We start from the raw sequence: 18043 nt of genomic DNA, 5'->3' as shown, positions 1-18043 counted from the left end.
TCTATAATGCTTCTATGCTAAGTATAATAGCTTATTTTTACACTACAGCCTACGGGAAAGGACTATGGATCAAAATATCTCTATTTTAATCGTCGATGATGTAGGGACAGTTCGCAGCTTTTTACATCAAACCTTAATGCACTTAGGCATTGATCATGTAAGAGAAGCCTCCACTGCAACGCAGTGTGTAAAGTCATGTGAAGAGCAACATTTTGATATTGTCTTTTTAGATATTGAGCTGCCCGATGGTGATGGTAAAGAGTTAATTGCAACCCTAAATGAAATAAACCCGAATATTAATGTCGTTATGGTGTCGGCACACTCAACGGTAGACAATGTTAAAGATGCTATTGAGCGTGGTGCTAAAGGTTTTGTTGTTAAGCCATTTTCGCCGAAGAAAATCGCGGCTATGCTGAAGAAGTTTTACCCAGATTTAGAATTGGTTTAAAACGGCACTGATTTTATCTTTTGATACCAAAGTATATAAATTACAGACATAAAAAAACCGACATAATGTCGGTTTTTTCAATCCAGCAACAAATTAAAGTGCTTTGATCTTAGCAACTAAACGGCTCTTATGACGAGCAGCTTTGTTTTTGTGGATTAGACCTTTAGTTGCGTAACGGTCTAGGATAGGTGCAGCAACAGCGAATGCTTGAGTTGCAGCTTCTTTATCACCAGCTTCAATTGCAGCGATTACTTTTTTGAAGTATGTACGCATCATTGAACGACGGCTTGCGTTGTGCTTACGACGCTTTTCGCTAGTGATAGCGCGTTTTTTTGCAGACTTGATGTTAGCCAAGGTTTGCTCCTAACAATCTTAAAATAAGCTTAATTTAAAGGCCGAGGAATATGCCTGTTTTAATCGCAAAAGTCAATATAAATTAACAAGCGCGGCCTAATGTTCAACACCCAAGACTCGACTTGGGCTATTCTCAATTCTTAACCTGTACAAATCAAAACGTTGCTATGCGACATTTTTACTTTTATAGCAGGCAAGTAAACCCGTAATATCCCAAGTTGCACTAATAATTTGCAAAGCGTGGCTTCACAAAGTGCCTTGAAAATCTCAGGTCTGAACCAAAGTAAACAGTCAAATTTCACAAGGTGAAACAGGCCTACCAAGGTTAATGGCGCGTATTGTATCAAAGCTGAAAGGGCACGCCTAGTGCTAAATGCACAACGACTGTGGCATAATCTGCCGCGATTCACTGAATTTAGGAGTTAAGGTGGCAAAAGGGTTATTTAAATCGGGTATGATTGTCAGTGCCATGACTATGATTTCGCGGGTTCTGGGGCTAGTTCGAGATGCCGTCGTGGCAAACCTATTAGGCGCAGGATTGGCCGCCGATGTCTTTTTATTCGCCAACCGGATCCCTAATTTTTTACGTAGGTTATTTGCAGAAGGCGCGTTTGCTCAGGCGTTTGTTCCTGTACTTTCAGAAATTAAAGAAAAGCATGGAGACGATAGAGTAAGATTATTCGTTGCACAAGCCGCTGGGACACTCGGGACCGTATTACTTATTGTTACTATTTTAGGGGTGATAGGCTCGCCTGTGATCGCCGCATTATTTGGCACAAGCTGGTTTCTCGACTGGTGGCAAGGTGGTGCAGATGCCGAAAAATTTGTGCTTGCAAGCGCACTATTAAAGCTCACTTTTCCTTACTTATTTTTTGTTTCATTAGTTGCACTTAGCGGTGCGGTACTGAATGTTTATAATCGCTTTGCCGCAGCGGCCTTTACGCCAGTTTTACTCAACGTGTCGATTATTGGCTGCGCTATTTTTCTCCATGATAAGTTTGCACAAGGTGCGTACGCTCTAGCACTCGGTGTATTTATTGGTGGTATTGTTCAACTATTATTCCAGATCCCATTCTTGCTGCGCTTAAAAGTCTTGAGTCGCCCTCAATTTGCATGGCGAAGCCCTGAAATAACCAAAGTCAGAACATTAATGATCCCTGCATTATTTGGTGTTTCTGTTAGCCAAATTAACTTACTACTGGACACCGTCATTGCCTCTTTTCTCGTGACGGGATCGATTGCTTGGCTTTATTATTCAGACAGATTAATTGAATTTCCACTCGGTCTATTTGGTATCGGTATTGCGACCGTGATACTGCCTGCACTTTCTAAATTACACGCAGGAGAAAAAAGTGAAGATTTTCAGAAAACTCTAGATTGGGGTGTCCGTTTTGTCATCTTCTTGGGATTACCAGCGATGCTAGGGCTGATGGTGACAAGCCCACTTATCATTTCAGTATTATTTGGCCATGGTGAGTTTGTTTCTCAAAATGCAGACAATATAAACAAGGTAAGCTTAGGGGTAGCCGCATATTCCGTTGGCTTATTAAGCTTTATGTTGATTAAAGTACTGGCACCGGGCTTTTACGCGAGACAAGATACTAAAACGCCTGTTCGAATTGGTATTATTACTATGGCACTCAATATGGTTTTCAATCTCATCTTAGCGCCTTTTATTGGTTATCTAGGCCTTGCATTGGCAACTTCATTATCAGCGTCTTGTAATGCGTTTTTACTTTATCGTCAGCTGTCACATCAAGGTGTGTATCAGCTAAGCGCATTTTCTCTTGGTTTTACTGCCAAATGCTTTGTTGCAGCGGTCGTGATGGCTGTATGTGTATACTTTCTCGGCGCACGCTTTGAATGGCTAGAGTGGGGACTGATGGAGCAGGTGCTATTACTTTGCGGATTATTAGTAACTGCGATGGTGAGCTATTTTAGTTTACTATTTATACTAGGGGTAAGATTGAGCACAATCCGAGATGCTTGATTCGCATTTTTAAGCAACTTGGGTATAATCGGGCTCTTTGATATTTGCTGCACAAAGGCACGGCACTATGCAACTAATCCGAGGGATCCATAATATTCGACCACATCATTTTGGTTGTGTGTTGACGATTGGAAACTTTGACGGGGTTCATCTTGGACATGTAGAGGTTTTGAAGGGGCTGATTAGCGACGCAAAACACTATCAACTTCCAAGTACAGTGATGTTATTTGAACCGCAGCCCTTGGAGTTTTTTGCCAAAGATAAAGCACCGGCTAGGCTGACGCGATTACGTGATAAACTAGTCCTGTTGCAAGAGCTTGGTATAGAGCGAGTCATTTGCGTCAACTTTAATCGCAAGTTTGCCTCGCAAGATGCAGAGCAATTTATCAAAGAAGTCCTAGTGACAAAGCTTGGAACCAAGGCGCTCACGGTCGGCGATGACTTTCGTTTTGGCCGTGAACGTGCTGGTGATTTTGCAATGCTAAAACGAGTGGGCGAACCGCTAGGTATGCAAGTAAAAGACACGGCAAGTTTTCGCAAGCAAGATTGTCGTGTAAGTAGCACATTGATCCGCACGGCACTTGCGGCTGGTGATTTGCGTCAAGCACATGATATGTTGGGCCATACCTATGCCATTTCAGGCCGTGTTATTCACGGTTGGAAGAAAGGCAGAGAGCTTGGTTTCCATACTGCAAATATTGCCTTAAAACGCCAAGTGAGCCCTGTGCGCGGTGTGTATGCGGTCAAAGCGACTGTGAATCACAAAACACATTATGGTGTAGCAAATGTTGGCACTAAGCCAACCCTAAACGGAACGAAAGCCCTTTTAGAGGTGCATCTGTTTAATTTTAATGAGACCATCTACGGTCAGTTTATGAAAGTGGAGCTAATTGAAAAGCTTCGCGATGAGCAAAAATTCGAAACATTGTCGCAGTTAACAGAACAAATCAGTCGTGATGTTAGCAATGCAAAACAGTGTTTTTCTTTAACGTAGCCGATACGGAAAGTAGGATAAATGAGCGACTACAAACATACTTTAAATCTACCGGAAACTGAGTTTCCGATGCGTGGTAATTTGGCGCAACGCGAACCAAAGATGCTGAAAAAATGGTATGAAGAAGACCTATACGGTCAAATTCGCATTGCGAAAAAAGGTAAAAAGCCATTTATTTTGCATGACGGTCCTCCGTATGCAAATGGTGATATTCACCTAGGTCACTCAGTAAACAAAATCCTAAAAGATATTATTATTAAGTCAAAAACGCTTTCTGATTTTGATGCGCCTTATGTACCTGGTTGGGACTGTCATGGTCTTCCAATTGAGCTACAAGTGGAAAAGAAAGTAGGCAAACCAGGTAAGAAAGTATCGGCTGCTGAATTCCGTGAAAAGTGCCGCGACTATGCTAAAAAGCAAGTTGATGGCCAAAAAACAGATTTCAAACGCCTTGGTGTGTTAGGTGACTGGGATAAGCCATACTTAACCATGAACTTTGATTTTGAAGCCAATGCTATTCGTGTGCTTGGTCGTATTATCAAAAATGGTCACCTGCACAAAGGTGCAAAGCCAGTTCACTGGTGTACGGATTGTGGTTCAGCACTTGCAGAAGCAGAAGTTGAATACCAAGACAAACAATCGCCAGCAATCGACGTAAAGTTTGTGTTTGCTGATCAAGCGGCAATCATTAGTGCGTTTGGCTTGGCCGAAGGCCATGAAGGCAAAGGCGAAGTAAGTACCGCAATTTGGACTACAACGCCTTGGACATTGCCTGCAAACCGCGCCGTGGCAGTACACGGTGCGCTAGAGTATGCACTGGTACAAATTGAAGATGAAGGTCAAGAGCAGCGTATTGTGCTTGGTTCTGAATTAGTCAAAGACGCTGTTGATCGTTTTGGATTCAAGCACTTCCACGTACTAGGTTACGCGAAAGGCGCTGCGCTTGAGAATCTGCGCGTTGCACACCCATTCTTAGATTTCGATGTGCCTGTTATTTTAGGTGAGCACGTAACAACAGACTCAGGTACTGGTATCGTTCACACAGCACCTGGTCACGGTCAAGAAGACTTTGCAGCGGGTCAGGCTTACGGTCTAGAAGTTGCAAACCCGGTTGGTGCAAATGGTGTTTATCTACCAGATACGCCGATTTTTGCAGGTCAGCACGTATTTAAAGCAAATGACAGCATCATTGAGTTATTAACTGAGAAAGGTGTGTTGTTCCGCCATAAGGCATTAACGCATAGTTATCCGCATTGCTGGCGTCACAAAACTCCTATTATTTTCCGTGCGACGCCACAATGGTTCGTCAGCATGGATCAGGCTAACCTACGTGCTGATTCACTGAATGAAATCAAAAAGACAGAATGGTTACCAGAGTGGGGTGAAAGCCGCATCGCAAACATGGTTGAAGGTCGCCCTGACTGGTGTATTTCACGTCAGCGTACTTGGGGTGTACCAATCGCGTTATTTGTCGATAAAGACACTGGCAGCCTACATCCTGAAACGGAAGCCCTTATTGAAGCCGTTGCTAAATTAGTGGAAGAAAAGGGTATTCAGGCGTGGTACGACTTAGAGCCTAGCGTGCTGTTAAGTGAAGCAGATGCTCAACAGTACGTAAAAGTACAAGATACACTAGACGTATGGTTTGACTCAGGTGTAACACATGCTTGTGTTGTTGATGCACGCGAAGATTTAACAGGTCCTGCAGATCTTTACCTTGAAGGCTCGGATCAGCACCGTGGTTGGTTTATGTCATCAATGATGACTTCAGTTGCTATCAACGGCCATGCACCATATAAGCAAGTGTTAACGCACGGCTTCACGGTCGATGAAAAAGGCCATAAGATGTCTAAGTCATTAGGCAACGTGATCTCGCCGCAAGACATTATGAACAAGCTAGGCGCAGATATTTTACGTTTATGGGTAGCTTCTACTGATTATTCGGCTGAAATGACCGTGTCAGATGAAATCTTTAAGCGCTCAGCTGACCGTTATCGTCGTATTCGTAACACAAGTCGTTACCTACTTGCGAACCTAAGCGGCTTCGATCCAAAAACGGATTTAGTAGCAATTGAAGATATGGTTGAGCTAGATCGCTGGATTGTTGCGCGTGCTGCGCAGCTACAATCTGAGATCAAAACAGCGTACGACAAGTACCAAATGCTTCAAGTAACACAAAAGCTGATGAACTTCTGTACTGGTGAATTGGGCTCGTTCTATCTAGACGTTATCAAAGACCGTCAGTACACCGCGAAAAGTGATAGCCATGCCCGTCGTTCTTGTCAATCAGCGCTTTATCATATCGCTGAAGCGATGACACGTTGGATGGCGCCAATCATGAGCTTTACTGCACAAGAAATCTGGGAAGTATTACCAGGTGAGCGCGGCCAGTTTGTATTCACGGATACTTGGTATGATGCAATTGAAGGGGCGACAGAAGGTTCGTTGAATAACGAATACTGGCAAAACCTACTGGCAGTGCGTGATGAAGTAAACCGTGTACTCGAGAATGCACGTAAAGAAGAAGTGATCGGTGCGACGCTACAGGCTGAAGTAACGCTATATACTGGCGGTGACTTAGCTGAGCAGCTCAATGCCATTGGCGACGAATTGCGCTTCGTTTTACTGACTTCAAAAGCAACGGTAGAAGTAGTCAACAGCAAACCAGAAAATGCCATTTCATCAGAAATTGATGGTTTATACATTAGTGTAGCGGCAACATCGGCTAAAAAGTGTGATCGTTGTTGGCACTATACCGACGACGTAGGTACGGATGAGCAACATGCAGACATCTGTGGCCGTTGTATTAGTAACGTTGAAGGTGACGGCGAGCAACGTCAATTCGCCTAGGAGTAAAACGTGACACAAACTACACAGAAAAGTGGTCTGGTGTGGTTGTGGCTTAGTCTACTGCTTTTTGCAGTAGACTACTTCACCAAAGCACTGGTTATGGCTGAAATGGAACTCTATGAGTCCATTGATATTTTGCCTATTTTCAATCTCACCTATATGCATAACTATGGTGCGGCTTTTAGCTTCCTAAGTGAAGCAGGTGGCTGGCAGCGTTACTTTTTAAGTGGTATCGCCGTGGCGATTAGCACTTTACTGATTTTTTGGCTACGTAAATTGCCGGCATCAAATTGGAAGTTGGGATTGGCCTATGCAATGGTATTAGGTGGTGCTGTAGGAAATTTATACGACCGTATCATTCATGGTTACGTGATTGACTTCCTACATTTCTATTATCAGGATTGGCATTATCCAGCGTTTAATGTGGCAGACATGGCGATTGTCGGCGGTGCTGCACTATTAATTTTCGATGCCTTTACCAGTGGCGATAAACCACAGGAGAAAAATGCGTGAGTGAGCAACTAATTGGAGCAAAGTCTGAAGTCTTGTTCCATTTTTCAATCAAGTTATCAGACGGTTCAGCAGCAGATTCTACCAAAGTTCATAATAAACCCGCTAAGCTATTTATGGGTGATGGCAGCCTGACGGAAAATTTTGAAAAGTGTTTGCTTGGGTTAAAAGCAGGCGATGAAAAATCTTTTGAGCTAGAGCCAGAAGACGCGTTTGGACAACCAAACCCTGATAACATCTATTATGTTGATAGAAGCAAGTTTGGTGCAGAAACCCCCGCTCAAGTAGGTAGCATCATTGCATTTACGCAACCTGATGGTACTGACTTACCTGGATTGATCCGAGAAGTAGCCGGCGACTCGGTAACTGTCGATTTCAATCACCCGCTTGCAGGCCAAAAAGTAACGTTTGAAGTTGAAATTCTTGAGGTAAATAACTAATGGATATCTTGCTGGCAAACCCGAGAGGATTCTGTGCAGGTGTAGATAGAGCGATCAGCATTGTTGAGCGTGCACTCGATATTTTCGAAGCGCCTATTTACGTTCGCCATGAAGTTGTTCATAACAAATACGTTGTTGATGGCCTGAAGTCTCGTGGTGCGGTATTCGTTGAAGAGCTAAATGAAGTGCCAGACGACAGTATTGTTATTTTCAGCGCGCATGGTGTTTCTCAGCAAGTACGCAATGAAGCGAAGCGCCGAGAGTTAAAAGTCTTTGATGCAACTTGTCCGTTAGTGACAAAGGTGCATATGGAAGTGACGCGTGCTAGCCGCAGAGGTACTGAGTGTATTTTGATTGGGCACCATGGGCACCCTGAAGTTGAGGGTACTATGGGTCAGTATGACAATCCGAATGGTGGTATTTATCTCGTTGAAAAACCAGAGGATGTAGCAGCACTCGAAGTGAAAGATGCTGACAATGTGTTCTATTGCAGTCAAACAACATTATCGGTAGATGACACTGCGGATGTAATTGACGCACTGCGTAGCAAGTTTCCGAACATCAGTGGTCCTCGAAAAGATGATATTTGTTATGCTACGCAAAACCGCCAAGATGCAGTTCGCGACTTAGCGGACAAAGTTGATTTATTGCTTGTGGTGGGTGCGAAAAATAGTTCTAACTCTAACCGCTTAAGAGAACTTGCGGATAAAATGGGCACTAAGGCATTTCTTATCGATGATGCCTCTTCCATCGAAGAAACTTGGTTCGATGGGGTTGCAAAGGTAGGTGTAACTGCCGGCGCATCTGCACCTGAAGTGTTGGTTCAACAGGTTATCACTCGACTTAAAGAACTTGGTGGGGAAACGGTAGTTGAGAACCCTGGACAAGAAGAAAATGTCGTGTTTGCCGTACCAGTAGAACTCAGATAAGAGAGTTAGCACGATGACACCGCGTATCAGGTTGTTGTCTGCACTATTGAGTGAGCGAGGTGTGCTAGCATTGCTAGTTGCCTCGCAAATCCTAGCCTTTTTATATACGCTGATTTCCGCGACTGCGTTTTGGCAATCCCTTGGATTAAGCAGCTTATTTATTCATTTCACTGCCTTTTTATCACTTGCCGTGATAGCGATTGTGCGCCACGCTGTTGAGAAGCGCTCAGATCTAGTTGAAGCAGGTATTCTCATTTCTGTCTTCGTGCTTTGTACTGTTGTCACTAGTACGGCTTTTCCCTATGGTTTTACACTGCTCGGTTGGATTGATGAGGCAAAAATTGAATTGAGCTTATGGCGTAACATCGCAATATGTCTTTGCATTATCACACTTTTCGCGCATTTCTTAGCTATCTTTACCGATAATATTCGTAAGGTGAAAGCGCTATCTCAAGCGGAGCTTGAAGCGTTACATGCGAGAATTCGGCCGCACTTTTTATATAACTCACTCAATACCGTGGCCGAATTGACTCATATCGATCCAAATGCAGCAGAAAAGTCAGCATTAGCCCTTGCCGATTTATCTCGCGCTGCGATGTCCACACAAAATATTGTTCCGCTGGAAAGTGAAATATCTTTATGCAAAGCGTATTTAGCACTTGAGCAGTGGCGCTTTGCAGAGCGTTTGAGGGTAGAGTGGGAGTTAGACAATGTCTTGGGAGATGTTTTGATCCCTGCGTTGATATTACAGCCATTGGTGGAGAACGCGGTTAGCCATGGGGTAGAGCCAAACCCAAATGGAGCGGATATTCGTATTTATATTCACTGTAGTAAACGCACCTTAGCGGTGGTAATTTTTAACAGCTATGACGCAAAATTAAAGCCGACGCACCAAGGACATGGCATTGGGATAAGTAACATCAGACGCCGCTTGGCTTTACACTACAATCAGCCCATTGATTTTAAAACTGAAGCCAGTCAAGATAGCTATACCGTCAGTTTTTCGCTACCGCTATGAAAACAGTAATATCTTACCTTATTGTGGATGATGAGCCGTTGGCAAGAGCTCGCGTTAAGCGATTAATGCAAAAGCACGTAGGCTTTCGTTGTATCGGTGAAGTTGACTGCGCTGACGGTGTGGAAGCGCTACTAAAGCAGGAGTCTGTGCAGCTAATTTTTCTTGATATTTCGATGCCGGGTCAGTCAGGTGTTGAGCTTGCGAGCCAATTACGCCTGCAATTTCCGAGGATGAAAATCGTGTTTCTAACAGCGCATCCGGAATATGCGTTAGAAGCATTTGAACTGCACGCCAATGGTTATCTAGTGAAGCCACTAGATAGTGATAAGCTAGATGCTTTATTAACTACTATCTTTCCGAGTATGGAGACGCTAGGCTATTACGTTGGCAGTGAGTTGCGTTACGTTCAGGTTTCGGATGTTATTGTTGCCGAGGCGGATGAAAAATATACGCGAGTAACCTTGAATTCCGGCCTACAAGCACTAATTGACATATCACTCAAGTCACTGTTAGATAAGTTTCCAACACATTTTATTCAAATCCATCGCAGTACATTAGTTAAGCGAACAGAAATTTCTGCTTTAGAACTACATGAACAAAAGCACTACGTTTGCCTCAAGTCGCTGCCCAATCGCTATGAAGTTAGCCGTAGAGCTTACACCCAACTAAAAACATTATTTTGAGTGTTAAGCGGTGAATAAACCGTTTATCGCCTCAATAGACCTTTCATACTATCCCATATTGAGTTTCAAAGACGACGGCTTACACTGAGGCTAGGACAATTGAATTCTGGTTGAGATATGCATATTTCGCTAAAGCAACATGGCTTCACACTGTTAGAAGTGCTTATTGCGTTTATGATTTTAAGCTTTGGACTGCTTGGTGCTGTGGCATTACAAGCAAAAGCTAAACAAGCAAGTTTTGATTCTATGCAGCGAGCCGCTGCGGTAGAGCTTGCCAGTGACATCATGCACAGAATAAGAACAAATGATGCGGCAAATATAACCACACTTTACGATGTTGACTTTAATAGCACCGAAGATGTACAGGCAAACACCACGTGTTATACACAGCGCTGTAATGCAGAAACGCTTGCGAAAACAGATATTGCTAATTGGCGTCAAGCGATAAGAGCAAGGGAAAATACGGGTTCGTTGGATAACGCGATTGTGTGTATTAATCCAACCGCAGGTGCCACTCCATCTGGGGTAAATGTGCAGGTTATTGTCACTTGGCGAGGGCGTCAGGCAATGACCGCTTTGGAAAATAATCCAGCAGCCGGGTGTGGTGTTGAAGACGATAGACGGCGTGCAGTTGTAATGGAAACTTTTGTCTTGTTAAGGAGTCAGCCGTGAACAAAATCCGAGGTTTTACATTGTTAGAACTCATGATCGCCATGTTTATCGGCGTATTGTTGTTAGGCGGCGTCATTGCTACTTATGTCGGTATGAAAGCGACGACCAACGACACCATGAGTATTGGAGAGCTACAAGAGAAAGGACGTTTAGCGCTTTCCATTATGCGGCGGGATATCGAGCAAGTTGGCTTTTGGGGGACTTTTTACGATCAAGGTTTCACGGATGATAATCAAGCCGCTCCAGCTAACCCAGGAAGTGACTGCTCTGGTGGGATAAACAATGGTAGTTTTCCGAACAATGAGCCTGCTAATTTCAGGCCTATTTGGGCAACATTCACAACAAATGCAACGGCAATGGGATGCATAACTAAAGCTCGACCACAATCAGAAGTGTTACAGGTGAAGTTTCTGGAAGGGAGTCCTGTAGAGGTAACAGGTCTTGTGCCAGACGCAGGTGCTATCCAATCAACTAGGTATTATTTTATTGCACAGCAAGAGCAAGCCGAATTTATTGCAGGTGGCAATGTTGGCAACATGCCAAGCGTGAATGCGACACTTTGGCCATATAGTCACCATGTATATTATGTGAGTGAAGAGCAGCAGGTAATTAATAATCGTACTATTACTATCCCCGTTCTAAGAAGGCAAAGGCTACATGTAAACGGTGGTATGAAGGATGAATTAGTGATCGAAGGCGTTGAACAAATTCGTTTTGTTTTTGGTTTAGATACCAATTTTGACGGCCGAGTGGATAGATATAGAAATACAACAAATATGTCCGATGCTGACTGGGGCGCTACAAGAGGCATCTTATCCCTACAGCTGTTTGTATTGGTAAGGGTGCTAGAACCGGATGTTGACTTTGGGGTACAGTCGCGATCTTACGTATTAGGGAATGACCCTAATAAAAGGACGTTGACTTATAACGATGCCATTAGACGTACCGTATTTTCAACCACAATATCAATGTACAACATGGGAGGCTCAGCATGGGAAATGTAAAGCAACGGGGTGTAGTACTGATCATGGCGATGGTCATGGTAGTCGCCATAATGGCGGTTGCAGTAACGTTAATGAGTACCAGTACGTTGGATATAAAAATGACCCATGCCGTCATGGAACGAGAAGAAGCTGAAAGCTTACTCTTTGGTGAAATGCAAAGATTAATTCAGCAAGAGCAGCCGCGTCCGGACAATATTTTTTTGCGTTCAAGGCAGCAGTTAGCAGACGAAGGCACAACAGTACAAACGCCTAATGGCCTACAAGCCACTGTGACTAACCTAAATAATGGTGAGCTAGAGCTGTTTTGTCCACGTCAATACGACTATACAGAGGGGTTTGTGTGCAACATGACGGAAGTCGAAGCCACTGTGGAATATGGTGATAGGGGACGTCACAACGTCACCATAGTGATGGGAATTGGTCAGGAAATTGTGAGCGTTTCAAATTAACAGCCTTTTTCGAGTAACTGATATGAATAAGTTAATATACACGATAGTTGCATTAATAGCGCTATCACAAACCGCTCAAGCGGAAGACATTGAGCTTTATGTTAAACATAATGTTTCTACTCGTGAGCAACCTCGGGTACTGATGCTGTTCGATACATCAGGCAGTATGGCGTGGGACTCTCAAAATGGTAAGGCGTGTTATGAGCGTTATTCATATCGTGTTTGGAATGGCTGGTACTATGAAACGCGATACGGCTACCGAGAAACAGAGTGTTTTAATGGCAGTAACTGTTATCAAGCGAACCAATATAATCAAGCGGTTCAGGGCTGCGCGGATAGCCGCCTAAAAGTTGCAAAAAACGCCATGCGCAGTTTAGTTAATGATAATGACGATATTAGGTTTGGCTTATCTCGGCTTTATTCAGCAAGTGGGGGCTATATTCTAAACGGCATCGGCAGCACTCGCAGCGATATTGTGGATAAGATCAACGCATTGCCTGCAAATGGCTCGACACCATTGTCAGAAACGCTTTGGGAGTTATATAACTATCTTAAAGGTGGCGGCGTATATTGGGGGACCAATGGCGGAAACGATAGGGATAAAGGGATTGAACGTGGGAGCAACTATATTTCTGCATTTACCCCCGTGCGTGGCGAAGAAGAGCGGTGTGATACGTCAATCAACTTAATTTTAATGACGGATGGCGACCCTACCAGTGATACTGACTCTAACACAAGTATCGTTAATGAATATTACTCAGTGTACGGCGCCTACCCTAATTATTTCGACATTAATGAAGGCTCTGGTGTTACCAAAAACTATTTACCAGCTTTGGCCAAAACAATGCGCGGTACGTCTCAAATTAAAGTTGACTTATATCCTTCTACTCCAGATGAACATGACTTTGCGCGAGTCTTTACGATCGGCTTTGGTAACGGTATGTCTAATACAGGTAAAGAGTTGCTTGCGGAAACTGCTAAGGAAGGAGGGGGGCAATACCTGCACGCCAATACCGCAAATGAACTGTCGGATGTACTCAAAACCACGATTACCAATATCAGAAATGTGAGTGCAAGTTTTAGTTCACCAACGGTGTCCGCCAATGCTGAAGATCAAACCCAAACAGGTGATGCACTTTATTACACTCAGTTTAAACCAGAGACACATACTCGCTGGCGTGGCAACCTGAAAAAGCTTAAGTTTGTGGGCACAGAGATAGTAGGTCAGGAACTGACTAAAGCGATAAATGATAAAGGTGCGATTGATAGCAATATCACAACATATTGGTCGCAAGCGGAATCAAAAGATGGCAACAATATTGAAAAAGGAGGAGTTAACTATGCGCTTGAAAATCAGGTTACTAGAAAAGTACTGTCTGATTTTGGTGGCGGTGATTTAGTTGATTTCACCTATAATAACGCCGAAAGTGCCTATGGTAATTTAACTAAACTTGCCACAGCAATGGAGTTAAGCGGTGCAAGTAAAAGTGAGATACAAAGTATTTTTAATTGGGCGATAGGTCAAGACGTCGACGATGATGATGATGACGGTTTGAGATCTGAAAGAAGGCCAGACATATTCGCCGATCCCCTACACTCAAAGCCTGCAACGGTCGACTATGGCAATGGCGATATTCGCGTGCTCATTGGCACCAACGCCGGCATGCTTCATATGTTTAAAGATCAAGGTAATAGCGTAACTGAAAGCTGGGCATTTATCCCAGGTTCTTTATTACCTATCCTGAATCCAGTCAAAACACGTAAAGCAGAAACGAAACTGTATGGCTTAGATGGACCTATTACTGTGTACTTTCACGATGTGAATAAAAATCGTAAGGTGGAAGCGGGTGATAAGGTTTGGGCCTTTGTGGGAATGCGCCGCGGCGGCAATAAATACTATGGCTTTGATATTACCAATCCAGATTCACCCAAACTATTGTGGGGTGGGCCTATTTCCGGTGATTCAAACAAGTTTAAGAACTTGGGGCAAACGTGGTCCAAGCCCGTGGTGACTTTCATTGAAAAGCAAAAGGATAGACCGGTATTGGTTTTTGCAGCAGGATACAATACCAATAAAGACAATGTTTCGCGTAGCGATGATAATGATAAAGGCGTAGGGATTTACATGGTTGATATCATGTCAAACAATGCTGATATCGTTTGGTCGCTCACTGGAGATGCGTTTAAAGGTAAGCACAGTATTGTTGCGGAGCCAACGTTAACGGACTCAGATTACGATGGCTATATTGATAGAATTTATTTAGCGGATACCGCAGGGAGTATCTGGAGAATTGATATACCCGGTCCAAACCCATCTGATAGTACTGAGCCTTGGACTCATTTTGAGTTGGCGCGTTTGGGGAGTAGCTTTGCTGATGAGGATAGACGCTTTTTTTATCGTCCAAATATTGCTCGTACTTTTTATAGTAAGGTAACAGAGACTAGATATAACGGGAATTTGATTAAAGAGCGCAGAGATACGCCGTTTGATGCCATTGTTATTGGTAGTGGTAATCGCTCTAAGCCGACAGATTCAAGTGTGACTGACTACCTTTTCATGATTAGGGACATACATACGAAGACTCAGTCATTTGTAAATGACATTCCAGACCCTATATTAATTTCTGATTTAATGGAAATGAAGAACGATCCATTTGGGAATGCTGTAGACAATATTGACGACTTTATTGAACTAGAAGTAGAGCTGGCTAAGTTTAATGGCTGGAAGTATCAGTTATCAGGGGGCGAAAAGTCGCTCTCTGGAGCTACTGTTATTGGAGGAGTCGCATACTTTACTTCATTTACACCAGCAGATCAGACAACCCAACAATGCACATTAACAGGTGGTAAAGGGCAGCTTTACATGTTCCATTTACATTATGGTACAGGTAAAACTTATGTTACTTCACAGGATTTACCGGATACGCCGACTCTAGTTGTACGCAAAGATGAAAAGGGCAAAAGAGTTCCTTATATCGCAGGCCCTGGGATTATAGCTGATGGCAGCAATCCATTTGTACCGCCGGGAATACCAGGGGAACCAGTGCCAGTTGTGGGAGATGACGACAAGGTTATTATCTTTAAAAATAAAACTTCGGGTATCAGAACAAGACAACTTTACATTTATAAGAGGGAAGATAGCGATGAGAAGAAATAGTACCCTAGACAAAGCAATATCAGGTTTTACCTTGATAGAAGTAATGATAGTGGTGGTGATCATCGGTATTCTCTCTGCGATTGCGTACCCTAATTACACTGAGTATGTGAGAAGAGGGGCAAGGGCTGATGCCATGACTTTGTTACTTGATGCCGCGAATAAGCAAGAGCAGTTTTTTGTTGATAATAGAGTTTACAGCGATAATCTAGCGGCAATCGGTGTAGCGACGGCAACGGAAAATGGTTATTTCAATGTAACACTTGAAAACGTTACTGCAGATACCTTTAGAATCGTTGCAACAGCCGTAGCAGGGCCGGTTCGAGGCGATGAACAGTGCCCAGCTTTAACTATTGATGAACTTGGGGTTCGTGGTGTTACTGGGACAACGGATCAAGACGCTATAGATAGGTGCTGGGAACGTTAATTTTCGGGGGGGAGTAGCTAACTCCCCTTTGTATTCATACTAACTATCCCCGAGCTTAGGTTATTTAACCTGAGGTTTGGATAAGGAATGAGCTAATTCATTGTTTTTAATATTACATTAAATTATTTCCCTATCTAGCCAGAAAGTTTTGGGATTAACACCGCTTCCGTGTCCTGTTCTCGCTAAGGTACCTACATCCCTGTAGGCAAGGCGAATTTACGTACCAATAGCGGGCTATTGGAAGTGAATTCAACGCTGTTAGCGCAAAAACTGGCTGCTAGAAAGGCATTAATTATCCGAAGCTTAGGTTATTTACTTTTGACACTCATCAGTATCTTTTAGAGTGCTTCTCCCAGTATAGCTAACTGACAACGACAACCCCACGGTAGAACTTGCGTTACAATAGACAAAAGTACCGTTATAGAGTCCCGCGAGATGGCCAAAGCGGCGAAATATAATGGCGTTTCTTGGGTAGGTGAGCTTGTCACCTGAGTCTACTGCGTCCACAACCGCTAATTTATAATCATCGCCTGAAAACTCACCTTGAGGGTGGTAGTCGATAAAAACCGTTAACTGAGTGTGCCATTCTTTGTCGTCGCAGCGATTGTTTTTCAGTGGGCATAAAGTAACGGTTGCACCACTTGCAACGGCCTGAATGCGAGCAAAATTAATGGCTCGTCGCAACGCTTCTAGTTTTATTTTTGGTTTATCAAACTGAAATAAAGTCGTAAGACTGGGAAGAGAAAATAAACTGACGATGGTGATAATCGCCAAACACACTAAAGATTCCAATAGGGAAAAACCCATATGACGATGCATATCCTTTGCCTCGTTTTATATTTTCTTTAAGCCTAGTCGTTTATATATTAAAGGCAAGATTGGAACTTTGAGATATTTTGCGCATCAGTACTTTTGTGGTTATCCACAGGTATCTGTTGTATTTCCTCGATATAATGCTGTGCCAGCAGTTGAAACACTCAACTGCTGATTGTTGTCGTCACTACCTGGACAATAGGTAAAATTGCCAGCGTTTGAACCACTTAAGAGTCCACTTGAATCAAACCTTAGACGATTGTCACCAGAAAATACCATAGTGTCGTTATCGTCTACGACCTCCATCGTTCTATGGATAGTATCACCATTACTAAATGTGCCATTTTTATCACTATCAACAAACACGCTAATTCTGTTCGTTGCCCAATTATCTTGGCAAGTAAATGAACTCCTAGCTTGAATATTGGCTGGGGGAGCTGGGCATAAAATGACAATTTCGTCTGCGGCGGTTGCTTTTACACGAGCAAAAGCGATATTGCGCTGTAATTCTTGTAAGAAGGACTCTGCTCGGTTGCGTTGCAGCAGGTTGCCATCAAAGCTAAATGAAATGGCCAATACGATAGCCAATATAGCGATGGTTATCATCAGTTCTAGTAGATTGAATCCTGCTGATTGTTTCATTACCGCCTCACAACCAAAAAGTAATAATTTATGATTAATATTATTGCGTGAAATCACTTCAACTTTCAATGTCTTTGTTTGCCTTGGGCAAGCGGATTGTCTAAAATCGACGCTATACCAAAGGAATCGAGATAGTCATGAAGAAAATAGAAGCAATAATTAAACCGTTTAAACTTGATGATGTCCGAGAAGCGCTTTCGGATGTGGGGATCACAGGTATGACGGTATGTGAAGTAAAAGGTTTTGGTCGTCAGAAAGGTCATACTGAGTTATATCGCGGTGCTGAATATATGGTAGATTTCTTGCCTAAAGTAAAGCTTGATATTGTTACCGCAGATGAAGACGTTGATAGAGCCATTGAAGTTATCCTAAAAACTGCGCAAACGGGCAAAATTGGTGACGGTAAAATCTTTGTGACCGATGTTGAGCGTGTGGTTCGGATCCGTACAGGTGAAGAGGACGAAGAAGCGATTTAATACGCTGTTAAGTCAAATGCTTACCTTTTAAGGCTGCTTACCTTCTATTATGGGCAGCCTAATTCCTTCCTTATTACAACTACAATCAAATAAAATACGCTGACGGCTGATGTCTATGTACAGGAAACAAGTATTTTTTACTGCTGTAGAATGCTTGAAGGCGAGCACTGCTGGGAGAGAAGTCACGACA

Annotated in this window: 18 protein-coding genes; 15 read left to right on the top strand and 3 right to left on the bottom strand. The window is 43.2% G+C overall.

Going from position 1 to position 18043, the window contains the following annotated elements; all coding sequences use genetic code 11:
* Positions 1–64: 64 nt before the first annotated feature.
* Positions 65–448, top strand: coding sequence for a response regulator (locus GSF04_RS17330; RefSeq protein ID WP_010370975.1), 384 nt, complete (start codon positions 65–67; stop codon positions 446–448).
* Positions 449–541: 93 nt separating this feature from the next.
* Here the strand turns inward: GSF04_RS17330 and rpsT are convergent, their stop codons facing one another.
* Positions 542–802 carry a 30S ribosomal protein S20 gene (gene rpsT / locus GSF04_RS17325; protein ID WP_010370978.1) on the bottom strand — a complete coding sequence of 87 codons (261 nt, stop codon included), beginning with the start codon at positions 800–802 and terminating at the stop codon, positions 542–544.
* A 427-nt stretch (positions 803–1229) separates the two neighbouring features.
* Between rpsT and murJ the strand changes: the two genes are divergently transcribed.
* From murJ to GSF04_RS17260, 13 genes are all read left to right on the top strand, one after another.
* The gene (gene murJ, locus GSF04_RS17320) at positions 1230–2792 is read left to right on the top strand and encodes a murein biosynthesis integral membrane protein MurJ (protein ID WP_130163720.1); all 1563 of its coding nucleotides are present in this window, start codon (positions 1230–1232) and stop codon (positions 2790–2792) included.
* A gap of 67 nt (positions 2793–2859) precedes the next feature.
* On the top strand, positions 2860–3786 hold the full coding sequence (gene ribF / locus GSF04_RS17315; protein ID WP_010370985.1) for a bifunctional riboflavin kinase/FAD synthetase: 927 nt from the start codon (positions 2860–2862) through the stop codon (positions 3784–3786).
* Positions 3787–3807: 21 nt separating this feature from the next.
* Entirely contained in the window at positions 3808–6636 is a 2829-nt protein-coding gene (ileS, locus tag GSF04_RS17310; RefSeq protein WP_211858055.1) for an isoleucine--tRNA ligase, read from the top strand.
* A gap of 9 nt (positions 6637–6645) precedes the next feature.
* The gene (gene lspA / locus GSF04_RS17305) at positions 6646–7149 is read left to right on the top strand and encodes a signal peptidase II (protein ID WP_039496949.1); all 504 of its coding nucleotides are present in this window, start codon (positions 6646–6648) and stop codon (positions 7147–7149) included.
* On the top strand, positions 7146–7586 hold the full coding sequence (gene fkpB, locus GSF04_RS17300) for an FKBP-type peptidyl-prolyl cis-trans isomerase (RefSeq protein ID WP_010370993.1): 441 nt from the start codon (positions 7146–7148) through the stop codon (positions 7584–7586). Before lspA ends, fkpB begins: the two co-directional genes overlap by 4 nt.
* Positions 7586–8515, top strand: a complete 930-nt coding sequence (gene ispH / locus GSF04_RS17295) for a 4-hydroxy-3-methylbut-2-enyl diphosphate reductase (protein ID WP_039496951.1) — start codon at positions 7586–7588, stop codon at positions 8513–8515. Before fkpB ends, ispH begins: the two co-directional genes overlap by 1 nt.
* A 13-nt stretch (positions 8516–8528) precedes the next feature.
* Positions 8529–9533 (top strand): histidine kinase, encoded by a 1005-nt coding sequence (locus GSF04_RS17290; protein ID WP_211858053.1) that lies wholly within the window; start codon positions 8529–8531, stop codon positions 9531–9533.
* On the top strand, positions 9530–10216 hold the full coding sequence (locus GSF04_RS17285) for a LytTR family DNA-binding domain-containing protein (protein ID WP_211858051.1): 687 nt from the start codon (positions 9530–9532) through the stop codon (positions 10214–10216). Before GSF04_RS17290 ends, GSF04_RS17285 begins: the two co-directional genes overlap by 4 nt.
* Positions 10217–10333: 117 nt before the next feature.
* Entirely contained in the window at positions 10334–10888 is a 555-nt protein-coding gene (gene pilV, locus GSF04_RS17280) for a type IV pilus modification protein PilV (protein WP_045990204.1), read from the top strand.
* On the top strand, positions 10885–11892 hold the full coding sequence (locus GSF04_RS17275) for a PilW family protein (RefSeq protein ID WP_130125991.1): 1008 nt from the start codon (positions 10885–10887) through the stop codon (positions 11890–11892). The genes pilV and GSF04_RS17275 overlap by 4 nt, the downstream gene beginning before the upstream one ends.
* Positions 11880–12341: a type IV fimbrial biogenesis protein PilX gene (locus tag GSF04_RS17270; protein WP_039496960.1), complete on the top strand. Its 462-nt coding sequence runs from the start codon at positions 11880–11882 to the stop codon at positions 12339–12341. Before GSF04_RS17275 ends, GSF04_RS17270 begins: the two co-directional genes overlap by 13 nt.
* 22 nt (positions 12342–12363) lie before the next feature.
* A complete protein-coding gene (locus GSF04_RS17265) occupies positions 12364–15498 on the top strand; it encodes a PilC/PilY family type IV pilus protein (protein ID WP_211858049.1) in 3135 nt (1044 codons plus the stop codon).
* The gene (locus GSF04_RS17260) at positions 15485–15922 is read left to right on the top strand and encodes a type IV pilin protein (RefSeq protein ID WP_039496964.1); all 438 of its coding nucleotides are present in this window, start codon (positions 15485–15487) and stop codon (positions 15920–15922) included. Before GSF04_RS17265 ends, GSF04_RS17260 begins: the two co-directional genes overlap by 14 nt.
* Positions 15923–16234: 312 nt before the next feature.
* On the opposite strand, the gene GSF04_RS17255 is transcribed toward GSF04_RS17260, so the two are convergent.
* Entirely contained in the window at positions 16235–16741 is a 507-nt protein-coding gene (locus tag GSF04_RS17255) for a GspH/FimT family pseudopilin (protein WP_249122408.1), read from the bottom strand.
* Between the two features lie 99 nt (positions 16742–16840).
* The gene (locus GSF04_RS17250; RefSeq protein WP_211858047.1) at positions 16841–17446 is read right to left on the bottom strand and encodes a GspH/FimT family pseudopilin; all 606 of its coding nucleotides are present in this window, start codon (positions 17444–17446) and stop codon (positions 16841–16843) included.
* A 68-nt stretch (positions 17447–17514) separates the two neighbouring features.
* On the opposite strand from GSF04_RS17250, the gene glnB reads away from it, so the two are divergent.
* On the top strand, positions 17515–17853 hold the full coding sequence (glnB, locus tag GSF04_RS17245; RefSeq protein ID WP_010371023.1) for a nitrogen regulatory protein P-II: 339 nt from the start codon (positions 17515–17517) through the stop codon (positions 17851–17853).
* The last annotated feature ends 190 nt before the right edge of the window (positions 17854–18043 follow it).

The sequence above is a fragment of the Pseudoalteromonas sp. A22 genome, from assembly GCF_018141345.1.
Taxonomy (GTDB): domain Bacteria; phylum Pseudomonadota; class Gammaproteobacteria; order Enterobacterales; family Alteromonadaceae; genus Pseudoalteromonas; species Pseudoalteromonas maricaloris.
Note: the sequence above shows the minus strand (reverse complement) of the source record. Positions and strands in the feature narration are given on the sequence as shown.